Raw genomic sequence first — 17,350 nt, 5'->3', positions numbered from 1 at the left:
GCTTTATATGGCTGGTTGTCCGTCTTTTCTATTATGACAGGTCAATTGAATTCATTATCCGCCGTATCTCCCAAAGGTTGGTGTAGCAGGCGCCGGGCCTCCATGCTCTCGGAGATGTCCGTGCAGGCGCTGATGATAGCCAGGCGGCCGTCCTCCGCCTCAATGACACGGCCCTTGTCCAGGGTCCAGAACCAGGTGCCGTCCTTCTTGGGCATGCGGTAGGTGGTGGTGTATTCCAGGCCGGTGTAATACCGCGGTCCTATGTCTGCCGCCACCCGTTCCCGGTCATCCGGGTGAATGGTGTTGATGACCTGTCCCCGGATTGCCTCCCGCAATTCCTCAAAGGTTTCATAGCCCAGCAGCTTTACCATCTCATGGTTGGCAAAATACAGCGGAAATCCTTCCTCGCAGTAACCTCCTATCATGCCGCCGGGCATCATCTGGGCAAAGATGGAGGCAGCGGCCCTGCGGTTCTCCTCGTCCAGCTTCATGAAGGACTCGTCCTTTTCCGAAATATATACTGCGGACGACAGGGCGCGCCGGGAGGCTTCCAGCTGCTGCTCCCTGTGCTTCTGCTGGGATATATCGCTTATGGCTCCGTAGTAAAGCCAGTGGCCGTCCTGCTCCCTGAGGAAAAATACCCTCAGATGCATCCACATGGAAGTTCCGTCTCCCCGCCTGCTGCGCAGGTCCCCTTCCGCTCCTTTTATAGGATTTTGTCTGGCCCGGCTGAATATTTCCATCACACGGCTCCTGTCCTCCTCAAATATGGTGTCCATAATGGATTTGCGTACTTCCTCCAGGTCCATGCCCGTGGTGCGGGTGACGGAACAGTACTGCTCATTGACCCTCAGAAGCTCCAGCCTGCCCTCGTATAAATCATAAAATGCAACAGCGCCCAGAATATTATTCATCATGGCATCGCTTACCATGTCCCCGTTCATCAGCTCCTGAAGACGAATCCGCTCAATCTGCCTCGCCTTGATTCCCCTGAAATCAATGTTGGCCTCATCTGACAGAAGCGGTTCAAAAACTTCTATGGGCATGGGATGGTAGAAATAATATCCCTGCCCGTAGGTGCAGCCCATGTCCAGAAGCAGCTCCATCTGTTCCTTGCTCTCGACTCCCTCCGCTATCATGCGTATGCCCACAATATTGGCCATACGGGTGATTGCCTCCAGGATTCCCATGCCCTTGTCCACGCTGCTGCGGTCCATATCCAGGAATTTCATGTCGATTTTCAGGACATCCACATTTACATCCTTCAGCATGTTCAGGGATGAATAACCGCTGCCGAAATCATCCATAAGCACGGTAAAGCCTGCGGTCCGCAGCTCCTCCACCACAGCTGTTATGACCTTGTATTCCTCCACATAGGCGCTCTCCGTAATCTCTATCTCTATCAGCCCGGGGTCCAGGCAGTAGCGTCTGATAAGCTCCTGGAATACCTGGGTCACATTCAGGGCATAAATGTCCATCCTGGACACATTGACCGATATGGGAATGGGCCTGCGGCCGCTGTCTATCCATTTTCTGACATTCCTGCAGACCTCCTCCCAGACATACAGGTCCAGCTTTGTTATGAGCCCGTTGTTCTCCAAAAGGGGAATGAACACGCCGGGGGCTATGAGGCCCCGCACCGGGTGGTTCCATCGCACCAGGGATTCCAGCCCCACAATCTTTCCGGTCCGCATATTGCACTTGGGCTGGGCATAGAAGGTGAATTCGCCATTGGCCAGGGCCCGCTGTATCTCAGATAAAAGCCTGTGGTCCTCCTCCATCTTCTGCTTCATGCGGCTGTCATACCGGCTGACCCTCTGGGCGTAATTACCCTTCACCGAGGACAGGGCTATGACGGCCAGGTCATACATGTTGCTGACAGGGAGGCCCCCACCGTCAATTCCATAGATGCCAAAGGCCGGAAGGAAGCCGGCTGTGCCGCCATACTCCTTCATGTACCTGGTTATCTCCTCCTGCAGCCTGCGCAGGACAGCGGGCGCATCCGGAAGCAGTATAACGAAATCGTCTCCGCCCATATAACCGGCCAGCCCGCCCTCCTCTGCCCGCGTCTTATCCAGCAGTGCCCCAATCATGGCCAGCAGGCGGTCCCCTGTTTCCGGCCCATACCAGTCATTAAATAGCTTAAAATGCTCAATATCAATGGCCATGAGGCAGTAATCCTCAGGGTTTCTTACATGTTTCAGGAAAGCGTCCGACTGCCTGAAAAACACCGGCCTCCTGCAAAGCCCGGTGACGGGGTCCGGGCGCTCCTCCGGCTCCTGATTTCCCCTGGTCAATGATTCTTCCCTGCGTTTTTGCTCGTCAATGTCCTGTATAAAGCACATGACAATGTTCTCGTCCTCAGCGCCGTTCAAAATAGGCACTACAATCTGCGCCACCCAGCACCAGGTTCCGTCCACCTTCCGTTTGCGGAACTCCCCTTTCAGGACGCGGCTGTCATCACGGTCCCAAAGGCAGGATGTGATGCGCTCCGGGTCCCAGAACGTCAGGAACCGCCGGGCATCGTCCGGATGAATCATGTGTTCCGATACATCCCGGACCATGGAGCCCAGCGTTCCCTCCGGCGCAGGAATTACATACTTCCCCTCCTGATGGTACAGTATCTTATAGTAATCCCTGGTGAAATTCAGCTCAAACAATTCGTCATAGGCAGAAATGCTGGTAAGGTTGTAAAAGAGATTCTTATTGCCCTCATAGATTTCCCGGACCAGAATCACCCGGCAGGCCCCATGTCCCGGCCAGTCCATGTCACCTGTACTCACTTCCACCCACTGCTGGATGGCTTTGTTATAAAACATGACAGCCCCGTCCGAATCTTCATTTAGCGGACAGCCCTGGCAGGGCCTGTCCTCGCTGCACAGCTTCTCATAGCAGAAATCACCGCAGCGCACATCCTTAAACCGCCGCTTCAGGGCGTCATTAAAATGCACCAGCCTGTAATCCCTGTCTATAATGTAAATGCTTGTCTCATCACTGCTTCTTTTCGTACTCATGCAAGTACCTCTTTTCCGCACGCAGCTTATCATTGAAATATATTAATTATAATATTTTTTACCTGTCCCCGTCAACCTTATGGTAAAATACAGGAAAACAATATATATAAACATAATAGATAGAAAAATAAAATAAGGAACCGGTGAAAGGGCTCCTCATTTTTCAGGCTGTTCTTTTTCAGGTTGTTCTTTCCAGATGTCTCAGTATGTGCCTCTTATATTCCAGGAATTCTTCCGTAAGGCTGAAATCCCTGTCCCTGGGCTTGGGCTCTCTTATAACAAGCTCCTCCGTTATCCTTCCAGGCCTGCCTGTCAGCAGGTATATCCGGTCGGACAGCAATATGGACTCTTCAATGTCATGGGTAATGAACAGGGTGGACAGGTGGATTTCATCCATCACCTTCAGATACCAGTCATGGACTGATTTCTTGGTCAGCATGTCCAGTGCTGAAAAGGGCTCGTCCAGCAGGGCCACACTGCCTGAAAACAGATAGGTGCGAAGCAGGGCCGCCCTCTGACGCATGCCTCCTGACAGCTGGGCCGGATATTTCTTCTGTGTGCCCTCCAGGCCGAACTGACGGAAGTAGGGCGCTGCCTGCTCCCGCGCCTTCCCCTTCTTCATTCCTTTTACAACCAGCGGAAGGGACACATTGTCCTCTATGGTCCGGTAGGGAAGGAGCAGGTCCTTCTGCAGCATATAGCTCACCCGGCCCGGACAGCCGGTCACGTCCTCCCCGTCCAGAAGGACCCGCCCTGCATCCGGTCTTGACAGCCCTGCAATGATATTAAAAAGCGTGGTTTTTCCGCCTCCGCTGATTCCCAGAAGCGACACCAGCTCACCCTTGTTCAGGGTTATGGATATATCCGCCAGCACCGGCTCCCCGTCAAAGGATTTTGAAATTCCCTCTACCTTCAGTTGCTCCATGTTCTCCTCCTGGCCCGGCTGGTCCGGCCTTTTCTCCGCCGGACAATCTGTCCACTGCCTTTCCGTCCCCGGCCTTACGGCAGATAATCGTTGGTAAATCCGGTTCCCGCCTCAATGGGCGTTTCCGTAAGCCCTTTTTCATTCAGCCACGCGTAATACCCATCCCAGCGCTCCTGGTCAATGTATCCCCATTGGGGTGCGTCGGCCCGGTATTTATCCGCCAGGTATTCCTGACTGGCTTTTACCAGCTCCGGGTCCAGCTCCGGCGCAGCCTTTAACAGAATGTCCCCTGCCTCCCGGGGATGTTCTATGGCAAACTCATATCCCCTGCTGACCGCTTCCAGAAATGCCCTGGCTGTCTCAGGCTCCTCCTGGAGGAATGTATTGTTGGCTATGATAACCGGTGTATAAAAATCAAATACAGGATTTAAATCAGCAAATGCGAAATAGTCTGTCTCCAGGCCTTCCAGCTCTGTCTTGACGCCTGCCCATGCATAGAAAATCCATATGGCATCCACGGATTTTGTCTTCAGGGCCGTCACCTCGTCCGTCACTGTGCTGGGAATCAGCTCCACCTTATCAAAGTCCCCTCCGTCCGCTTCCATTACATCCTTTATGGTAGCCTTTTCCACCGGAAGGTCCCAGGTGGCATACTTTTTCCCCTCCAGTCCCTTTGGGCGGTCCATTCCCCCGCCTTTCGCGGAAATAATACCGGATGTATTGTGCTGTATAACTCCTGCCACAGCGGTCACGGGAAGGGGATTGTCCCCTGAAAACGCGGGCGCCAGGCTGTCCTGGAAGGACATGGCGAACTGGGCCTTGCCCGAGGCAGCCAATACCTCGGCCCCGTTTTCCGGCGGCTGCACGATTTCCACTTCCAGGCCCGCATCCTTAAAATACCCCTTTTCCCGGGCAACATAGATACCTGTATGGTTGGTGTTGGGCGTCCAGTCCAGAACGAACGTCAGCTTTTTTACATCCTGTCCCGGCGTGTTTTCACCCTGGTTTCCGGCTCCCGTTTGTGCAGTTTCCTTCTGTGTAATTTCCTTTGATGCGGTTTCTTTCTGTGTATCAGCCACAGACTGGCCGGGGGCGGTCTTATCTCCTGTAACCGGAGCCCTGCCGCACCCGGCAAGAAGTACTCCCAGGCACAGGGACGCCATCAGCATACTTGCGCGTTTATTTTTCATTCTAATCCTCTCCTCTTTACGGAACACCTTTGTGTTATGCCGGATATCTGTCTTCCGTTCTATTTTTGTTTCAGATTGGTTTCCCATGGCATGCATTTTTTCTGAAGCAGTTCCACGGCCCACATCAGGATTAAGCTGATAGCCGATATCAGGAAAATAACCGCGAACATCTTGTCAAAGGAAAATGCCTTCTTTACCCTTGTCATGTAAACGCCCAGTCCGCCGAAACCGCCCAGCCACTCGGCAATCACAGCCCCCACCACAGCATAGGAGGCAGATATCTTGAGACTGGAAAAAAACTGGCCCATGGCGCCCGGCAGCTTGATATACCGGAATATCTGGAACCGGCCCGCTCCCATGGCCTTCAACAGATTCACCGCATCCGGGTCAGCTGCCCTGAATCCGGTGAGCAGCCCCACTGTGATGGGAAAGAACGTGGTAATGACAATCAGTATAACCTTGGGAGTCATTTCATAGCCGAACCACAGCACCAGAAGAGGCGCAATGGCAACCGCCGGTACGGTCTGGGTCAGTACAATGATGGGATAAAAAGCCTTGTATGCCTTATCAAACCGGTCCATCAGCACAGCTGCCCCGAAGCCTGTGGCGATTCCCAGTACCAGTCCCAGCCCGGCCTCAGCCAGCGTAATCCCGGCATTTTCCATAAGGGCCGGGAATTCCTTTATGAATGCTCCGGCTACCTGGACCGGTGATGGGAGCATAAATCCCTCCACCAGCCCAAGGGACACTGCAAGCTGCCACAGGATAAGAATGGAAAGGATGGCTGAAACAGACCACAGTTTACTGGTGATGCTTGGTGACTTTCTTTTCAATGGTAAGCACATCTCCTTCGGGGTGATAAGAAACCTTGATATATGCAGCCACAGAGGGAGCGCCTGCCCTGACTGCAATGTGCTGGCACTCTTTTACAATATCCATCAGCTGGTCATAATCCCCTTCAATGGTTGTCTCAAAGGGTCCTACGTAATAGTTTAACCCCGTGCTCTTAATGTAATCGATAACCTCGTCCACAATACGGATTAATTCCTCATCATCTGCTGCTTTTGGAAGTGACTGGATTGCTACGCTTGCGTTCATACTGTTTCTCCTTTTCTATGAAAATTACATGGATTAAAAAATCCCGTCCGGATATTCCGGGCGGGATAAAACTCACAAAAACTTATATCTTCTGCAGGCTTCCTACGCTGGCATTATCCAGATCAGGTATCAGGGTTCAGAATATATTCCATCTCAGCCGGATTCCACTCCAGCACCCCTTTTCGTTGTTGGGACAAGTATACTACGGCTCTTTTTAAAAGTCAATAGGTACCTGAGTCTCCCATTTTCTCCTGTAAAGGCGCGAGGGCCGGTGGCCTTCCCGTTCCGTAAAGGAATCCGTCTCCTCCACCAGAGATGCAATCTTGCGGCGGAAGGCGGGTTTTAAAAGGCTTTTATCCAGAATCACCTCATATACCTGCTGCAGCTGTGTCAGGGTAAATTCCCCTGGCATCAGATGCAGGGCAAGACTTGTATATTCCACCTTCCCGCGAAGCCGTTCCAGGGCGTAAAATATGATTCTGGCATGGTCAAATGCCAGCCCCTGGTTATCCGTTATCTTATATTCCACTGTCTCCGCCTGCCTGCTCTTCACGGTCATTTTCTCAATCCCGGAACAGAGGACCGTATCATCCGCCCATAGTCTGAGTTCGTAATGCTGTATGTGCACCACTGACTCCACCTGGCCTGTGGTCCCGCTGCGCCCATAGTCCCTGCATTCATCGGTCAGACGGCAGGAAACATGAAACCATCTGGCATTGTCCGCGTCATCGCCGGCCTGCAGTTTAAGCTGGCTGCTGTCCACCAATGCCATATAGGAACAGCTCATAACCCAGGTCCTGGGGTCCCTTGCCGGTTCGCTGAACGTATACAGCTGCTCCATATACACCTGGCCCAGCCCGGTTTCCTCCCTGAGCTCCCTTCTGGCAGCCTGCTCCGTAGTCTCCTCCGGCCTTACAAAACCTCCCGGCAGGGCCCAGCACCCCAGATAAGGGTGTCCCCCCCTCTGAATCAGAAGGATGCTCAGGTTCTTCTCCGGCAGTTTTCTGTAATTGGCCTCCTCCTGGTCCGTCACCGTGAAAATGGCCATATCCGCTGCCACTGACGGGCGGGCATAGTGGCCCGGGTTATATTGTTTTAGAAATTCCTCTTCCGTCAGGCCATTCCTATCCCTCATACACGGTTTGTTTTCCTTATGTTCTCCCATTTCAATCAGCATTCTCCTCTTTTTCAAGCAGCAAATCCCTGGCCTCTGTCAGGGCAAATCCCAACAGGTTGCTTCCTCTCCATTTTAACGGGCACTCTGCATCCGGGTTGCCCTTTCCCATGCCGATTCCCCATATACGGTCCCTGGGGCTGGCCTCCACCAGAATCCGTTTTCTGGTGGATTTTAAAAACTCCCAAAGGTCAGGATTCTGGGAGAATTTTGCCATATTTCCTCTGAGAACCAGCTCATAGCAGGCCGCATCCCAAATTTCCTTATCAAAATTCTTTACTGCCCGTCCAAAGGCCTTCATGGCTTTTGGCTCCCTGGCCTCCATGATGTTCCCAAGCATGTCCGTATCCCCGAACATTCTGGCCTTTTCAGCCATCATAAACTGCTCCGCACAGGTATAAGCAACACCCTCTGCTGTGAAGCTGCATTTCCACCACTGGCTCAGACAGGTTTCTGTAATATGACCGTCCGCCGTCGGAGTGTGGCCCCAGAAAAATAAGAACTTGAAATGCTGGCCTGCATTGTATGCCCTTTTCAGTGCCTCCCATGTGTATACCATTGCTTTACCTCCATATGTAATCGAATCACTCTGCAGTTATTATTAAATAATTATTATCTATTAGTTATTATCTATTTGATAATATCATGATATACAGTTATTCTGCTTTTGTCAAGAAGAATATGGCTATGGGAACGTCCATGCTTCTGCTGAAGCTTCTGGAGCAGCAGGACATGTACGGATACCAGATTATCAGGGAGCTGGAAAAGCGGAGCAATCACATATTTTCCCTGAAGGAGGGCACCCTCTATCCCCTGCTCCACTCTCTGGAGCAGCAGGGAGCCGTTATTTGTGAAATACGGCTTGCGGATAACGGCCGTCAGCGGAAGTATTATATTATAACGGAACAGGGAAGGAAACTGCTTCAGGATAAGCTGGAGGAATGGAACGTGTTCCAGTCAGCTGTCAACCAGGTGATAGGAGGTGTTCTGTTTGGATAAGAAAAATCCTGCTCCTGGGACCGGTTCTCGTTGTCGCACTTTACCGTCTGCGTGCAAATGCAGGGCGCGCAATGGCGGCGGCTGTTCTGGTTCCGGGCGCTGCCGTCCTGCTGCATTTTCATCTGCACTTTGATGTTATATTGCCCGCAATGGCTGTTTTCCTGTTCTCCCTCACAGGGACCCTTCTGTTCATGATTCACCGCAATGTATTTGGCGGTTCCAGAAGGACACTGTATGTTTTTGCCATGGCCGGCAGCTTATGCATCATAGGACTGTTCTCAGCCCTTCCGTTTCAGCAGACATCTTTTCAGAAATTTACAGCACCTGGGAATCATGCATCCTCTGTATGGGATGATTCCTACAATGGCATTCTGATACAGGACCTCTTATCGAGAGCCCCGCTCATAGGAGGGATTTCAATGACGCAGTCCGAGATGATGGACTATGGGACAGGGGAATGGTATTTCGGCCAGGCAGAGGACCAGAGCGAATACCAGCTTCAGGAACGTGTGAAGCTGGGAACCTTAAGGAGGAACCCATATCTTCACTACGATGAATCCAGTGTTACCCTGTGGGATATCCTTCCACAGCACTATTACAGCAATTACCTGGTTGCCGTGGTTATCCTTCTCTATGGATGGCTGCCCGGCATTCTGCTCCTGACAGTCATGGCGGCCTTTTATGCACTTATTTTTTCCTGTGTCCTCAGAACCCGCGGCGCCCTGGCGTCAAGCGTATCGTTTTACTGCGGCCTCTGCCTGCTGTTCCAGAGCCTCCTTTATGTTCTGGGAAACTTCGGTTATCAGTATGCTGCGTTCACCAATCTTCCGCTGGTATCAGAGGGAAAGCTGAGCATCATGGCAAACATGCTCCTGCTGGGATTTATTTTTTCCGCTTACCGGTATGACCCTGTGCTGGACCTGCCGGCTTTCCCCGCTGCTTTCATTTCAGTCTATACCTCAAAATCCTCTGAATGGAAATTACTGTAAAACCTTCCGGAGACAGCCGTAAAGCGCATCACACAGTAATCCGGGTCCGTAACTCCGCCCGGATAATACATGGTATCTCCTTCCCGCCATATCATTTCCTTGCTTGCTCTGTCCTCCAGAATCTCCATGGTGCCCTTTAACATGGCGCCCCGGAAGAAACGTCTGTCGCAGAAATAGATACATGCCTTGGGATTTTCACGGTATTGCGCCGCGTGTCTGGATGAGGTATTGGTGGTAAAATAAAAGACCTTTATCCCCTCCCGCTTCCGCGGCGCCAGCATGGCCCTGACAGCCGGATATCCCTCCTCATCCGTAACCCCGATAAAAGCCACGGTCTGTTTATCCGCCAAGTTTCCTATGGTTGTTTCTGCATCCCTCATAAAAATGCCTCCTCTCATATTTCCTCCGATGCACTCCGGAGCGTATTAGAAACTTCATCCCCGCCATCCGGCGGAACGTAATTGTCAAACACACTCTAGCACGAAAGAGGCTCCCTGTAAATTACACACTTTTTTGTGACCATGCCCTAATCCAGCAAACCCTTATCCCGCAGGAATTCTTCCCTGCCGTCCTCCATCATCATTTCGATTCCGATTCCCTGCATGATAACCACTGCTTCCAGCATCTTAATCCCCCGGCCGGTCAGCGAATATTCTACCTTTAAGGGGTATCCCTCATAGGATATCTTTGACACCATTCCATAATCACAGAGCTCTCTTAACTGCTCAATCAGCATTTTCTGGCTGATTCCCCTTATCTCCCGTTTCAGGCCAGCCAGCGAATGAGGCTCCTTGCCCAGCTGCCACAGTATGATAGGCTTCCATTTTCCCTTTGTGATGTCATGGGTCAATTCCAGAGGACATGTGTACTCCGTCCTTGTCTTCATTTTTTCTTCCCTCCTTCCCCCTGTCTTCCCGCCTTGTCCTCCACCAGCGAAATCAGCGGAAACATATCATTATAATGCTTTTGGATAAACATCCCGCTTCTCTGTTTATACAGCCGGGCAGCCAGCTTATCCGCAATGGGAAGGACCAGCCGTTCATGGAAGCACAGCATGGGAGCCACCTGGCGGATGTTTCCTGTTACCTGGAAATTCAGGCACCCGCAGGTACAATTACAACGCTGCTTTACTGCACATCCGCTGCACTCCGGCTTATCCTTCCGGCTCTCAGCGTACAGCCGCTGCCTTCTGGCCTGGTCTATGCCCTGGTCCACCGTGCCAATGGCATAGCTGCCATGGCCTGCGAACTGCGTACAGGGATAGAGTACCCCGTCCGGGGCAACCGAAATCTGTTTTAAGCCCAGCTCACAGCGCTCATGGCAGTAGGCGGCCCCCTTAACCCAGCTGGCTATCTTGACCTCGAAGGGGCTGAAATAGAATTTTTCCTCCTTACAGGTCATTTCATAGTAAAAGTCAGCAAGTTCGCCATACTGTGCTTTTAGTTCATTGATGGAGCCCTTGTCCCATGTACCGGCATAGTTCAGGCTGCATATGAAATAACGGAATCCCTTTTTCCACAATTCCTTAATTCCTCTGGCGTATTCTCCTACCGTTTCCGGGCATACCGTCATCATAACCGGAGCGTAAGGATGGACAGCCAGAAGTTCCTGGATTACGGACTCCAGTTCATCATAGCTGCCCCTTCCGTCCTTATGCCTCCGGAAAAAATCGTGGGCTTTTTTCGTTCCGTCATGGGACAGTGCAATCAGAATATGGTTTTCCCTGGAATAGTCCAGGAATTCCCGGTCCAAAAGCGTCCCGTTTGTGGTTATCTTAAAATGAAATCGGGTATTTAAATCATGCTCCATTTTCCTGCAGGCAGCCACTGTGCCGTAAATCACGTCTCTGCACAGCAGGGGTTCCCCGCCAAAGAATATGACGCCGCAGGAGGGCTGCCTGTTCCCGGCTGCCAGGACGCCGCAGGAGGGCCGCCCGTTCCCGGCTGCCAGAAGAACTGCTTTCCTGGCTGTCCCGGCTGTCATATAATCCTTCCTGTGGCACTCATAGCAGTATCCGCAGGCCAGATTGCAGGCATTGGTAAGATGAAGCGTCACATGCATCAGATTACCCCCTGTCCTTTCAGCCAATCCAGGAAATCACGCACCTGGGCGCGCAGCTCCTTCTCTGACTTTTCCCTGGCTTCCGCCTTCTTTTCCAGACTGGCCCCATCCCAGTCAAAGGTCTCCCCGCGTTCCTCTGCCTGGGCCATTGCATCAAAAACACCTTCCATATTCACATCATTGCAAGGGTCATAAAAAATTCCCAGGGCCATGTCCGGCCCATAGGAAACCAGTTCCTTCCTCAGCTGCTGCGCGGTCCCTTTTACATCATAGAGCGTAAAAGTAGCCGCGGCCTCCTCGTTCTCCTTCCGCCATTCATATACATCGTCCCTGGAAATAAACTCAAAGGCTATGTTCTTATCTTCATCCGCTTCGTCCAGATATAAATCGCCGTTCCGGACGGACTGTTTTGTCACGGGCTGCCCGCTGAAGAGACGGCTCTCCGGCAGTTTCACCTGCTCCAGCACAGGGGCGGTTTCCCGTGCAAATGCAATTCCTCCATAGCTTTCCGCCTCGGATTTTATAATTTCATATGCCTCCTCCTCTGACAGGAAAAATGGAGAGGTCACTGCCACACAGCCATAGGCCCCGGTCCCGCCTCCATGAATGAATACAGGTGCCACCAGGCCCTTCCCTTCTGTTCCGCCCTCTGTTCCTCCGTCCTCTTCCGGCTCTCCTGAGTCCCGGCCACTCTGGCTTTCACTGGCCTGACTTGCACTGGCCTGGCCTGCATTTTCCCGGTCCCGGCCTCCCGGGTTCATGCCGTTCTGTCCTTCGCCTCCCGGCGCTGCACAGGCGCATAGTGCAAGGGACATTCCCAGAGCCGTCAGCACCACACTGTTCTTAGCCCATCTGTCCGGCACCTTTTTTAGCAGTTCAGGATGAGACTGTATGTCAGCCCCGGCGGGATATCCCGGCTTCTTATAATAAACAACCGGTTTAACTTTCATTTTGCCAAAACCTCCTTTCCTCCCCATTCCACTGCAGTGAAGCCTTTCCGTTCAAATCTGTCCATCTCCGGCTCCTCCACCCGGACAGGCTGCTCCAGCGGTGTATACACCATAAAAATCCTGAGCACACTGTCCGGCTGCGGTGAAATGTACAGCCGGGCCGTTTTCTCATAGGCTTCCCTCTGGAATGTAATCAGGTTATAAGGATTGTCCTTCATCCTGGGCAGCCAGTATTCAATGAATTCCTCATATTCCGTTGGAACCAGCCCCAAAAACTCCAGCTTTTCCCTGAGAAATGTCTCTGTCCCGCTTCCCGGAATCACGAACCCTTTGGACATATCATACTCCGTGCAGTCCTCCCCTTCCCAGAACAGATAGGGATATTCCTGCCCGTCAGCCTGATTCACCAGCCTTCCGTCCGGCCATGCCGTGACCTGCCATCCATCCCCATAGGCAGGAATCGTATCCGTAAGCCTTCCGTCGTAATCCAGTCTGACCCTTACCTCCCGGGTCTGTTCCGGGTACAGATAAATCACCGGTTTCTCCGCCAGCGTCAGATTGGGCCTGTTGTCCGCACAGTAAGACAACGCTGCCACACAGACTATGACCGCCGCCACACGCCACCTCATTTTCATCATACTCCCTCCTCACGCCACACCGTACCAGGGATAAAGCCGCCCTGATACCTCTGATGATTCTATGGTAACACACATACCTTCTTTGTTCTTTGAATAATTCTTAATTTCAGTTAAAGCTTTTCTGTCGCCTGGAAAGCAAAAAGGATTCGCGGCCTGAGACAGACCCGAATCCCTTTCATCACCTTATTATAATCAGTTATCCCGCACCAAAATACCCATGGCTGTTCTATTGATACCGGCCGTCAGGCATCCGGCGCCTTGTCCCGCTTTCTCACAGTGGGATAGCGCTCCACAATATCACGATACCTGAAGCACCCCTCCACATGGTCGTTAATCACGCCGCAGGCCTGGAGGTGGGAGTAGACCGTGACCGGTCCCAGGTACTTAAATCCTCGTTTCCTCAAATCCTGGCTGATTTGCTGTGACAGGGCGTTCTGTGCCGGAATCCTGCCCTTCTGATGGCCTGCGTACAAAATGGTCTTTCCCTTTGAAAAGCCCCATATGTAAGCGCTGAATGAGCCGTATTCCTCCCTGACCTTCCGGAAACATCTGGCATTATGAATAACAGCCTCCACTTTCCTGCGGGATTTAATCATTCCTTCCTGTATAAGGATACGCTCAATATCATCCTCTGTATATGCTGCAATCCGGTCATAATCAAACCCGTCAAAACACTGACGGAAGATTTCCCGCTTCTGTATCATCATGTTCCAGTTCAGTCCGCATTGCATGACTTCCATCATAAGGAACTCAAACTGCCCACGGTCATCGTGAAGAGGAACGCCCCATTCTTCATCGTGGTATTTCTTCATCTTTTCATTGCACAGACACCATGTACACCCATCCATCTGCCAGGACCTCCTTACTGTCTATCCGTTTCCCCCTGATGGGTCCAACGGTTCACAAACAATCCCTATTTTCCAAATGCCTCATCCGCAGCCTTCCATGCCATGACTATCCGGTCGCACCATGCATCAAACTGCGGGTCCGGCGTCTGGCTCTCCGGGTGGTCCAGCATGTAGCGGACGGAACTGCGAAGTCCTTCTGCCATGGACACCCTGCATACAAAATCAGGCACTGCCCTCTTGATTTTCGTATTGTCAAACAGAACCGTGCATGCCTTATCCCCCAGAAGCTGACCTGCAAAATCATACTCCTTTCCATGCTCAGCCAGAAAATCAGATGCCACATGAAGGGCGTTCAGGGGCCTGTCCAGGGCCTCTGCCAGGGTTTCATAAATCTGGTTCCAGGTCATGGACTCATCGCTGGTAATATGATAGGCATTGCCTATGGCATGGGGATTGCCCATAAGCCCCACGTACCCCCTGGCAAAATCAGAGGAATGGGTGAGCGTCCACAGGGAGGTGCCGTCCCCTGGTATGATGACCGGTTTTCCATCCAGTATCCGCTTTAATATCTGCCAGTTTCCCCTGTCGCCATGAATGGCCACCGGAGGCTTTTTCCCATCGTATGTATGGCTGGGACGCACAATCGTTACCGGGAACCCTTCCCTTCGGTACGCGGCCGTCAAAACCTCCTCCGCATCAATTTTTTTGCGGGAATATTCCCAGTACGGGTTAATTAAAGGCGTGCTCTCCGTTATGGGACAGCCTGCCATGGGTTTCTGGTACGCGGACGCGCTGCTGATAAAAATATACTGTCTTGTCTTTCCCTGAAAAAGCCGTATGTCGCGTTCCACATCCCCGGCCCCATATGCAATGAACTGAGCCACCACGTCATATGTCCTGCCTTCCAATTCCCGGGCCACCGCCGCCTCATCATGAATGTCCGCCACAATGGATTCCATTCCGTCCGGCACTGGTCTGGACCCCCGGTTGAGAAGGGTAATCTCCCATCCTCTCTCTTTGGCCAGCGCTGTCACTGCCGTGCTGATGGTTCCTGTTCCCCCTATAAATAATGCCTTCATTATAGCACCTCCTTATTCCTGTCTGTAACTGTCAGCCTGTGAGTCACGCCTTAATGGCCCACCGCATTTTGGTGGAATGGGCACGGCTGTTCATCCTGCACTCCTCTGCCGACGGACGAATCACATCAGCAGAAACCTGGCTGTATAGGCCCGCCCTGTACATTTCCTTAAATGACTTCTTTACAATCCTGTCCTCACCGGAATGAAAGGTCAGGATAGCAGCCCGTCCTCCGGGCTTTAATACGCCCGGAAGCTTGTCCAGAAATTCATACAATACTTCAAACTCGCTGTTCACATCAATGCGCAGGGCCTGAAAGGTCCTCTGGCAGGACTTCTTCACCGCCTCCTTCCGGTCCTCCTCCGGAATGAACGCCAATGCCCTGTCTACCATCTCATAGAGCCTGGTAGTGGTGGCAACCTCCCTCCCACGCTTGATTTCTCCCATGACCGCGCGGGCAATCTCCTCTGCGTAGGGTTCGTCGGAATTCTCTATGAGCATACCTGTAAATTCCTCCTGGGTAAGACTCCTCAGACGCTCAGACGCAGGCTCCCCCTTAAGCGGGTCCAGACGCAGGTCCAGGGGACCTTCCTTCTTAAAGGAAAAACCTCTGGCCGGATTATCAATCTGCATGGATGATACGCCCAAATCCGCCAGCACAAAATCCAGGGGACCTGACTCCTGTGCTATCTGGTCTATATTGGCAAAATTCAGCTTCCGGATGGTCAGTATGTCCGGCCCATAGCCCATATCCTCAAGCCGTTTCCTGGTCTTCTCCATCTCAATAGAATCCACATCCAGCGCATAGATATGCCCCTTTGACTCCAGACGCTCCAGCATCCTGCTGGTATGGCCCCCGTATCCCAGGGTGGCGTCCAGACCGGTCTGGCCCGGCTGTATCTGCAGGAACTCCAATATCTCATCCACCATAATGGGGATATGCATACCCACAGGAGTGCTTCCCTTCTGAATGACCCTGGCCACTGTTTCCGGGTACTTTTCCGGCTGGAGCTCCTTGTACTTTTCCTCGTAACGTTTGGGATGCGTTCCCTTGTAGCGCACACGGCGCTGGTGCTTTTGCCCTTCCTGTTCCATGTCTTACTCTCCTCTGTCTCTGCGATTTCCTCTTATCTTTACCATTATACCAAGCATTTAGGCAGGGATGCAATATGTGTTGGAAGGAAATCTGTTTTGAAATCTGTTCCGTCCGATTCCTTTACTCTCCCTCTCCTGTTTTAAACAGCCGTATGGTCCCTGTCTCATTCAGGTAGCGCAGAAGGGACAGGCCGATGGGAAAACCAAACAGTCCCAGCACCCCCAGAAGCTGCGCCCCCACAAACATGCTTACCAGCGTAACCACCGGATGAAGGCCAATCTGGCTTCCCACGATTTTAGGCTCTATGATGTTGCGGATGACTGTTATGGACAGATATACCACCAGTAGCCCCAGGGCCAGGCCGTGGTTGCCCATAAGGGCAGTGATAACAGTCCATGGAATCATGATTCCTCCTGTCCCCAGCACGGGAAGAATATCAAATACAGCGATGAGGAATGCAATGACCAGCGAATTTTCCACCCCAATCAGGGTAAGGCCAATGGACAATTCCACAAAGGTGATGGTCATGATTAGGGCATAGGAACGTATGCACACCAAAAGGGTGCCCACCACGTAGGACTGTATCTCCATAAAGACCGCCTTTGGCCGGTCCCCCAGCTGCCGCAGACAGAACCCGGTCAGCAGTTCATAATCAGCAGCAATAAAGAAGGTGGTAATGACCATGAGCAGCAGATTGATAAACATGCCGGGTAAGGACGAGGCAAAACCGGAGAGCCATCCCATGACCCCCATGGAGATGCCGGATACCATCTGTCCGGCGGACTGTACAAGATGGCCCTCCAGCTCTTCCAAGGTCCCAAGCAGGGAAGGGTCCATGCGCAGGAGGGACTGTTCTATGCCGCTGAAGATTCCGGTAAATACCGGCTCCACATGATTGGCATAGAATGACGGCAGTCCCGCCACCAGCAGTTTCCCGTTTGAGAACATCTTGACGCAGAGAAGGGTGAACAGCAGGCCTGCCCCGCTGTAGAACAGGAGCACCGTAAGAATGGCCGTAACCTTCCTGTTCATGTGCAGACGGCCTGCTGCAAAGCAGATTGGCCTCCTCAACAGATATGCAATCACGAACGCAGTGACAAAGGGAGCCACCATGGGCAGCCCAATTTTCAGCAGTACAAAGGCTGCCAGCAGCAGGATTGTAAAATACATGCAGTTGATGATAAATGATTTTCTTGCTTCCGTTTTCATGTTTTATTCCTTTCTGTCCGGACGGACAAAACATCCATGGACAACGCCCCGTTTACCGGTATTCCTCCGAAAAACAAAAAGA

18 protein-coding genes and 1 riboswitch are annotated in these 17,350 nt (G+C 52.2%); of the genes, 2 read left to right on the top strand and 16 right to left on the bottom strand.

From position 1 onward, the window contains the following. Positions 1 to 41 precede the first annotated feature (41 nt). From FGS84_RS09590 to FGS84_RS09560, 7 genes are all read right to left on the bottom strand, one after another. Entirely contained in the window at positions 42 to 3,014 is a 2,973-nt protein-coding gene (locus FGS84_RS09590) for an EAL domain-containing protein (protein WP_243129935.1), read from the bottom strand. Between the two features lie 178 nt (positions 3,015 to 3,192). After that, a complete protein-coding gene (locus FGS84_RS09585; protein ID WP_138307873.1) occupies positions 3,193 to 3,939 on the bottom strand; it encodes an ABC transporter ATP-binding protein in 747 nt (248 codons plus the stop codon). A 74-nt stretch (positions 3,940 to 4,013) separates the two neighbouring features. Next, complete coding sequence (locus tag FGS84_RS09580; protein WP_138307870.1) at positions 4,014 to 5,129, bottom strand: ABC transporter substrate-binding protein; 1,116 nt, start codon at positions 5,127 to 5,129, stop codon at positions 4,014 to 4,016. A gap of 59 nt (positions 5,130 to 5,188) precedes the next feature. After that, positions 5,189 to 5,962, bottom strand: coding sequence for an ABC transporter permease (locus tag FGS84_RS09575; RefSeq protein ID WP_138307868.1), 774 nt, complete (start codon positions 5,960 to 5,962; stop codon positions 5,189 to 5,191). Next, positions 5,931 to 6,227, bottom strand: a complete 297-nt coding sequence (locus FGS84_RS09570; protein WP_138307866.1) for a thiamine-binding protein — start codon at positions 6,225 to 6,227, stop codon at positions 5,931 to 5,933. Before FGS84_RS09570 ends, FGS84_RS09575 begins: the two co-directional genes overlap by 32 nt. 82 nt (positions 6,228 to 6,309) lie before the next feature. Next, positions 6,310 to 6,417: riboswitch (TPP riboswitch) on the bottom strand. A gap of 24 nt (positions 6,418 to 6,441) precedes the next feature. Beyond that, positions 6,442 to 7,362, bottom strand: coding sequence for an NUDIX domain-containing protein (locus tag FGS84_RS09565; protein WP_330640826.1), 921 nt, complete (start codon positions 7,360 to 7,362; stop codon positions 6,442 to 6,444). A 31-nt stretch (positions 7,363 to 7,393) separates the two neighbouring features. Continuing rightward, complete coding sequence (locus tag FGS84_RS09560; protein WP_138307862.1) at positions 7,394 to 7,960, bottom strand: NADAR family protein; 567 nt, start codon at positions 7,958 to 7,960, stop codon at positions 7,394 to 7,396. A 122-nt stretch (positions 7,961 to 8,082) separates the two neighbouring features. On the opposite strand from FGS84_RS09560, the gene FGS84_RS09555 reads away from it, so the two are divergent. Continuing rightward, positions 8,083 to 8,400: a PadR family transcriptional regulator gene (locus FGS84_RS09555; RefSeq protein ID WP_138307860.1), complete on the top strand. Its 318-nt coding sequence runs from the start codon at positions 8,083 to 8,085 to the stop codon at positions 8,398 to 8,400. Between the two features lie 71 nt (positions 8,401 to 8,471). Then, positions 8,472 to 9,389: a hypothetical protein gene (locus tag FGS84_RS09550; RefSeq protein WP_138307858.1), complete on the top strand. Its 918-nt coding sequence runs from the start codon at positions 8,472 to 8,474 to the stop codon at positions 9,387 to 9,389. On the opposite strand, the gene FGS84_RS09545 is transcribed toward FGS84_RS09550, so the two are convergent. The 9 genes from FGS84_RS09545 to ytvI all read right to left on the bottom strand — a co-directional run bounded on the left by FGS84_RS09545 (position 9,353) and on the right by ytvI (position 17,268). Beyond that, complete coding sequence (locus FGS84_RS09545) at positions 9,353 to 9,769, bottom strand: pyridoxamine 5'-phosphate oxidase family protein (RefSeq protein ID WP_138307856.1); 417 nt, start codon at positions 9,767 to 9,769, stop codon at positions 9,353 to 9,355. The genes FGS84_RS09550 and FGS84_RS09545 overlap by 37 nt on opposite strands. 146 nt (positions 9,770 to 9,915) lie before the next feature. Continuing rightward, the gene (locus FGS84_RS09540) at positions 9,916 to 10,275 is read right to left on the bottom strand and encodes a helix-turn-helix domain-containing protein (RefSeq protein WP_138307854.1); all 360 of its coding nucleotides are present in this window, start codon (positions 10,273 to 10,275) and stop codon (positions 9,916 to 9,918) included. After that, on the bottom strand, positions 10,272 to 11,477 hold the full coding sequence (locus FGS84_RS09535; protein ID WP_243129934.1) for an SPASM domain-containing protein: 1,206 nt from the start codon (positions 11,475 to 11,477) through the stop codon (positions 10,272 to 10,274). Before FGS84_RS09535 ends, FGS84_RS09540 begins: the two co-directional genes overlap by 4 nt. Next, positions 11,450 to 12,400, bottom strand: a complete 951-nt coding sequence (locus tag FGS84_RS09530; protein WP_138307850.1) for a hypothetical protein — start codon at positions 12,398 to 12,400, stop codon at positions 11,450 to 11,452. Before FGS84_RS09530 ends, FGS84_RS09535 begins: the two co-directional genes overlap by 28 nt. After that, positions 12,397 to 13,038, bottom strand: coding sequence for a hypothetical protein (locus FGS84_RS09525; RefSeq protein WP_227146949.1), 642 nt, complete (start codon positions 13,036 to 13,038; stop codon positions 12,397 to 12,399). Before FGS84_RS09525 ends, FGS84_RS09530 begins: the two co-directional genes overlap by 4 nt. Positions 13,039 to 13,280: 242 nt before the next feature. Further along, on the bottom strand, positions 13,281 to 13,886 hold the full coding sequence (locus tag FGS84_RS09520) for a DNA-3-methyladenine glycosylase I (protein ID WP_138307848.1): 606 nt from the start codon (positions 13,884 to 13,886) through the stop codon (positions 13,281 to 13,283). Positions 13,887 to 13,951: 65 nt separating this feature from the next. Then, positions 13,952 to 14,965 (bottom strand): SDR family oxidoreductase, encoded by a 1,014-nt coding sequence (locus FGS84_RS09515; protein WP_138307846.1) that lies wholly within the window; start codon positions 14,963 to 14,965, stop codon positions 13,952 to 13,954. A gap of 43 nt (positions 14,966 to 15,008) precedes the next feature. Beyond that, positions 15,009 to 16,058: a 16S rRNA (cytosine(1402)-N(4))-methyltransferase RsmH gene (rsmH, locus tag FGS84_RS09510; RefSeq protein WP_138307844.1), complete on the bottom strand. Its 1,050-nt coding sequence runs from the start codon at positions 16,056 to 16,058 to the stop codon at positions 15,009 to 15,011. Positions 16,059 to 16,179: 121 nt separating this feature from the next. Continuing rightward, a complete protein-coding gene (ytvI, locus tag FGS84_RS09505) occupies positions 16,180 to 17,268 on the bottom strand; it encodes a sporulation integral membrane protein YtvI (protein WP_138307842.1) in 1,089 nt (362 codons plus the stop codon). Positions 17,269 to 17,350 lie beyond the last annotated feature (82 nt).

Origin of the sequence: Clostridium sp. 1001271st1 H5 (genome assembly GCF_005845215.1) — a bacterium.
Lineage (GTDB): Bacteria > Bacillota > Clostridia > Lachnospirales > Lachnospiraceae > Enterocloster.
The sequence above is the reverse complement of the archived record's forward strand: the minus strand, read 5'-3'. Positions and strand labels throughout refer to the sequence as shown.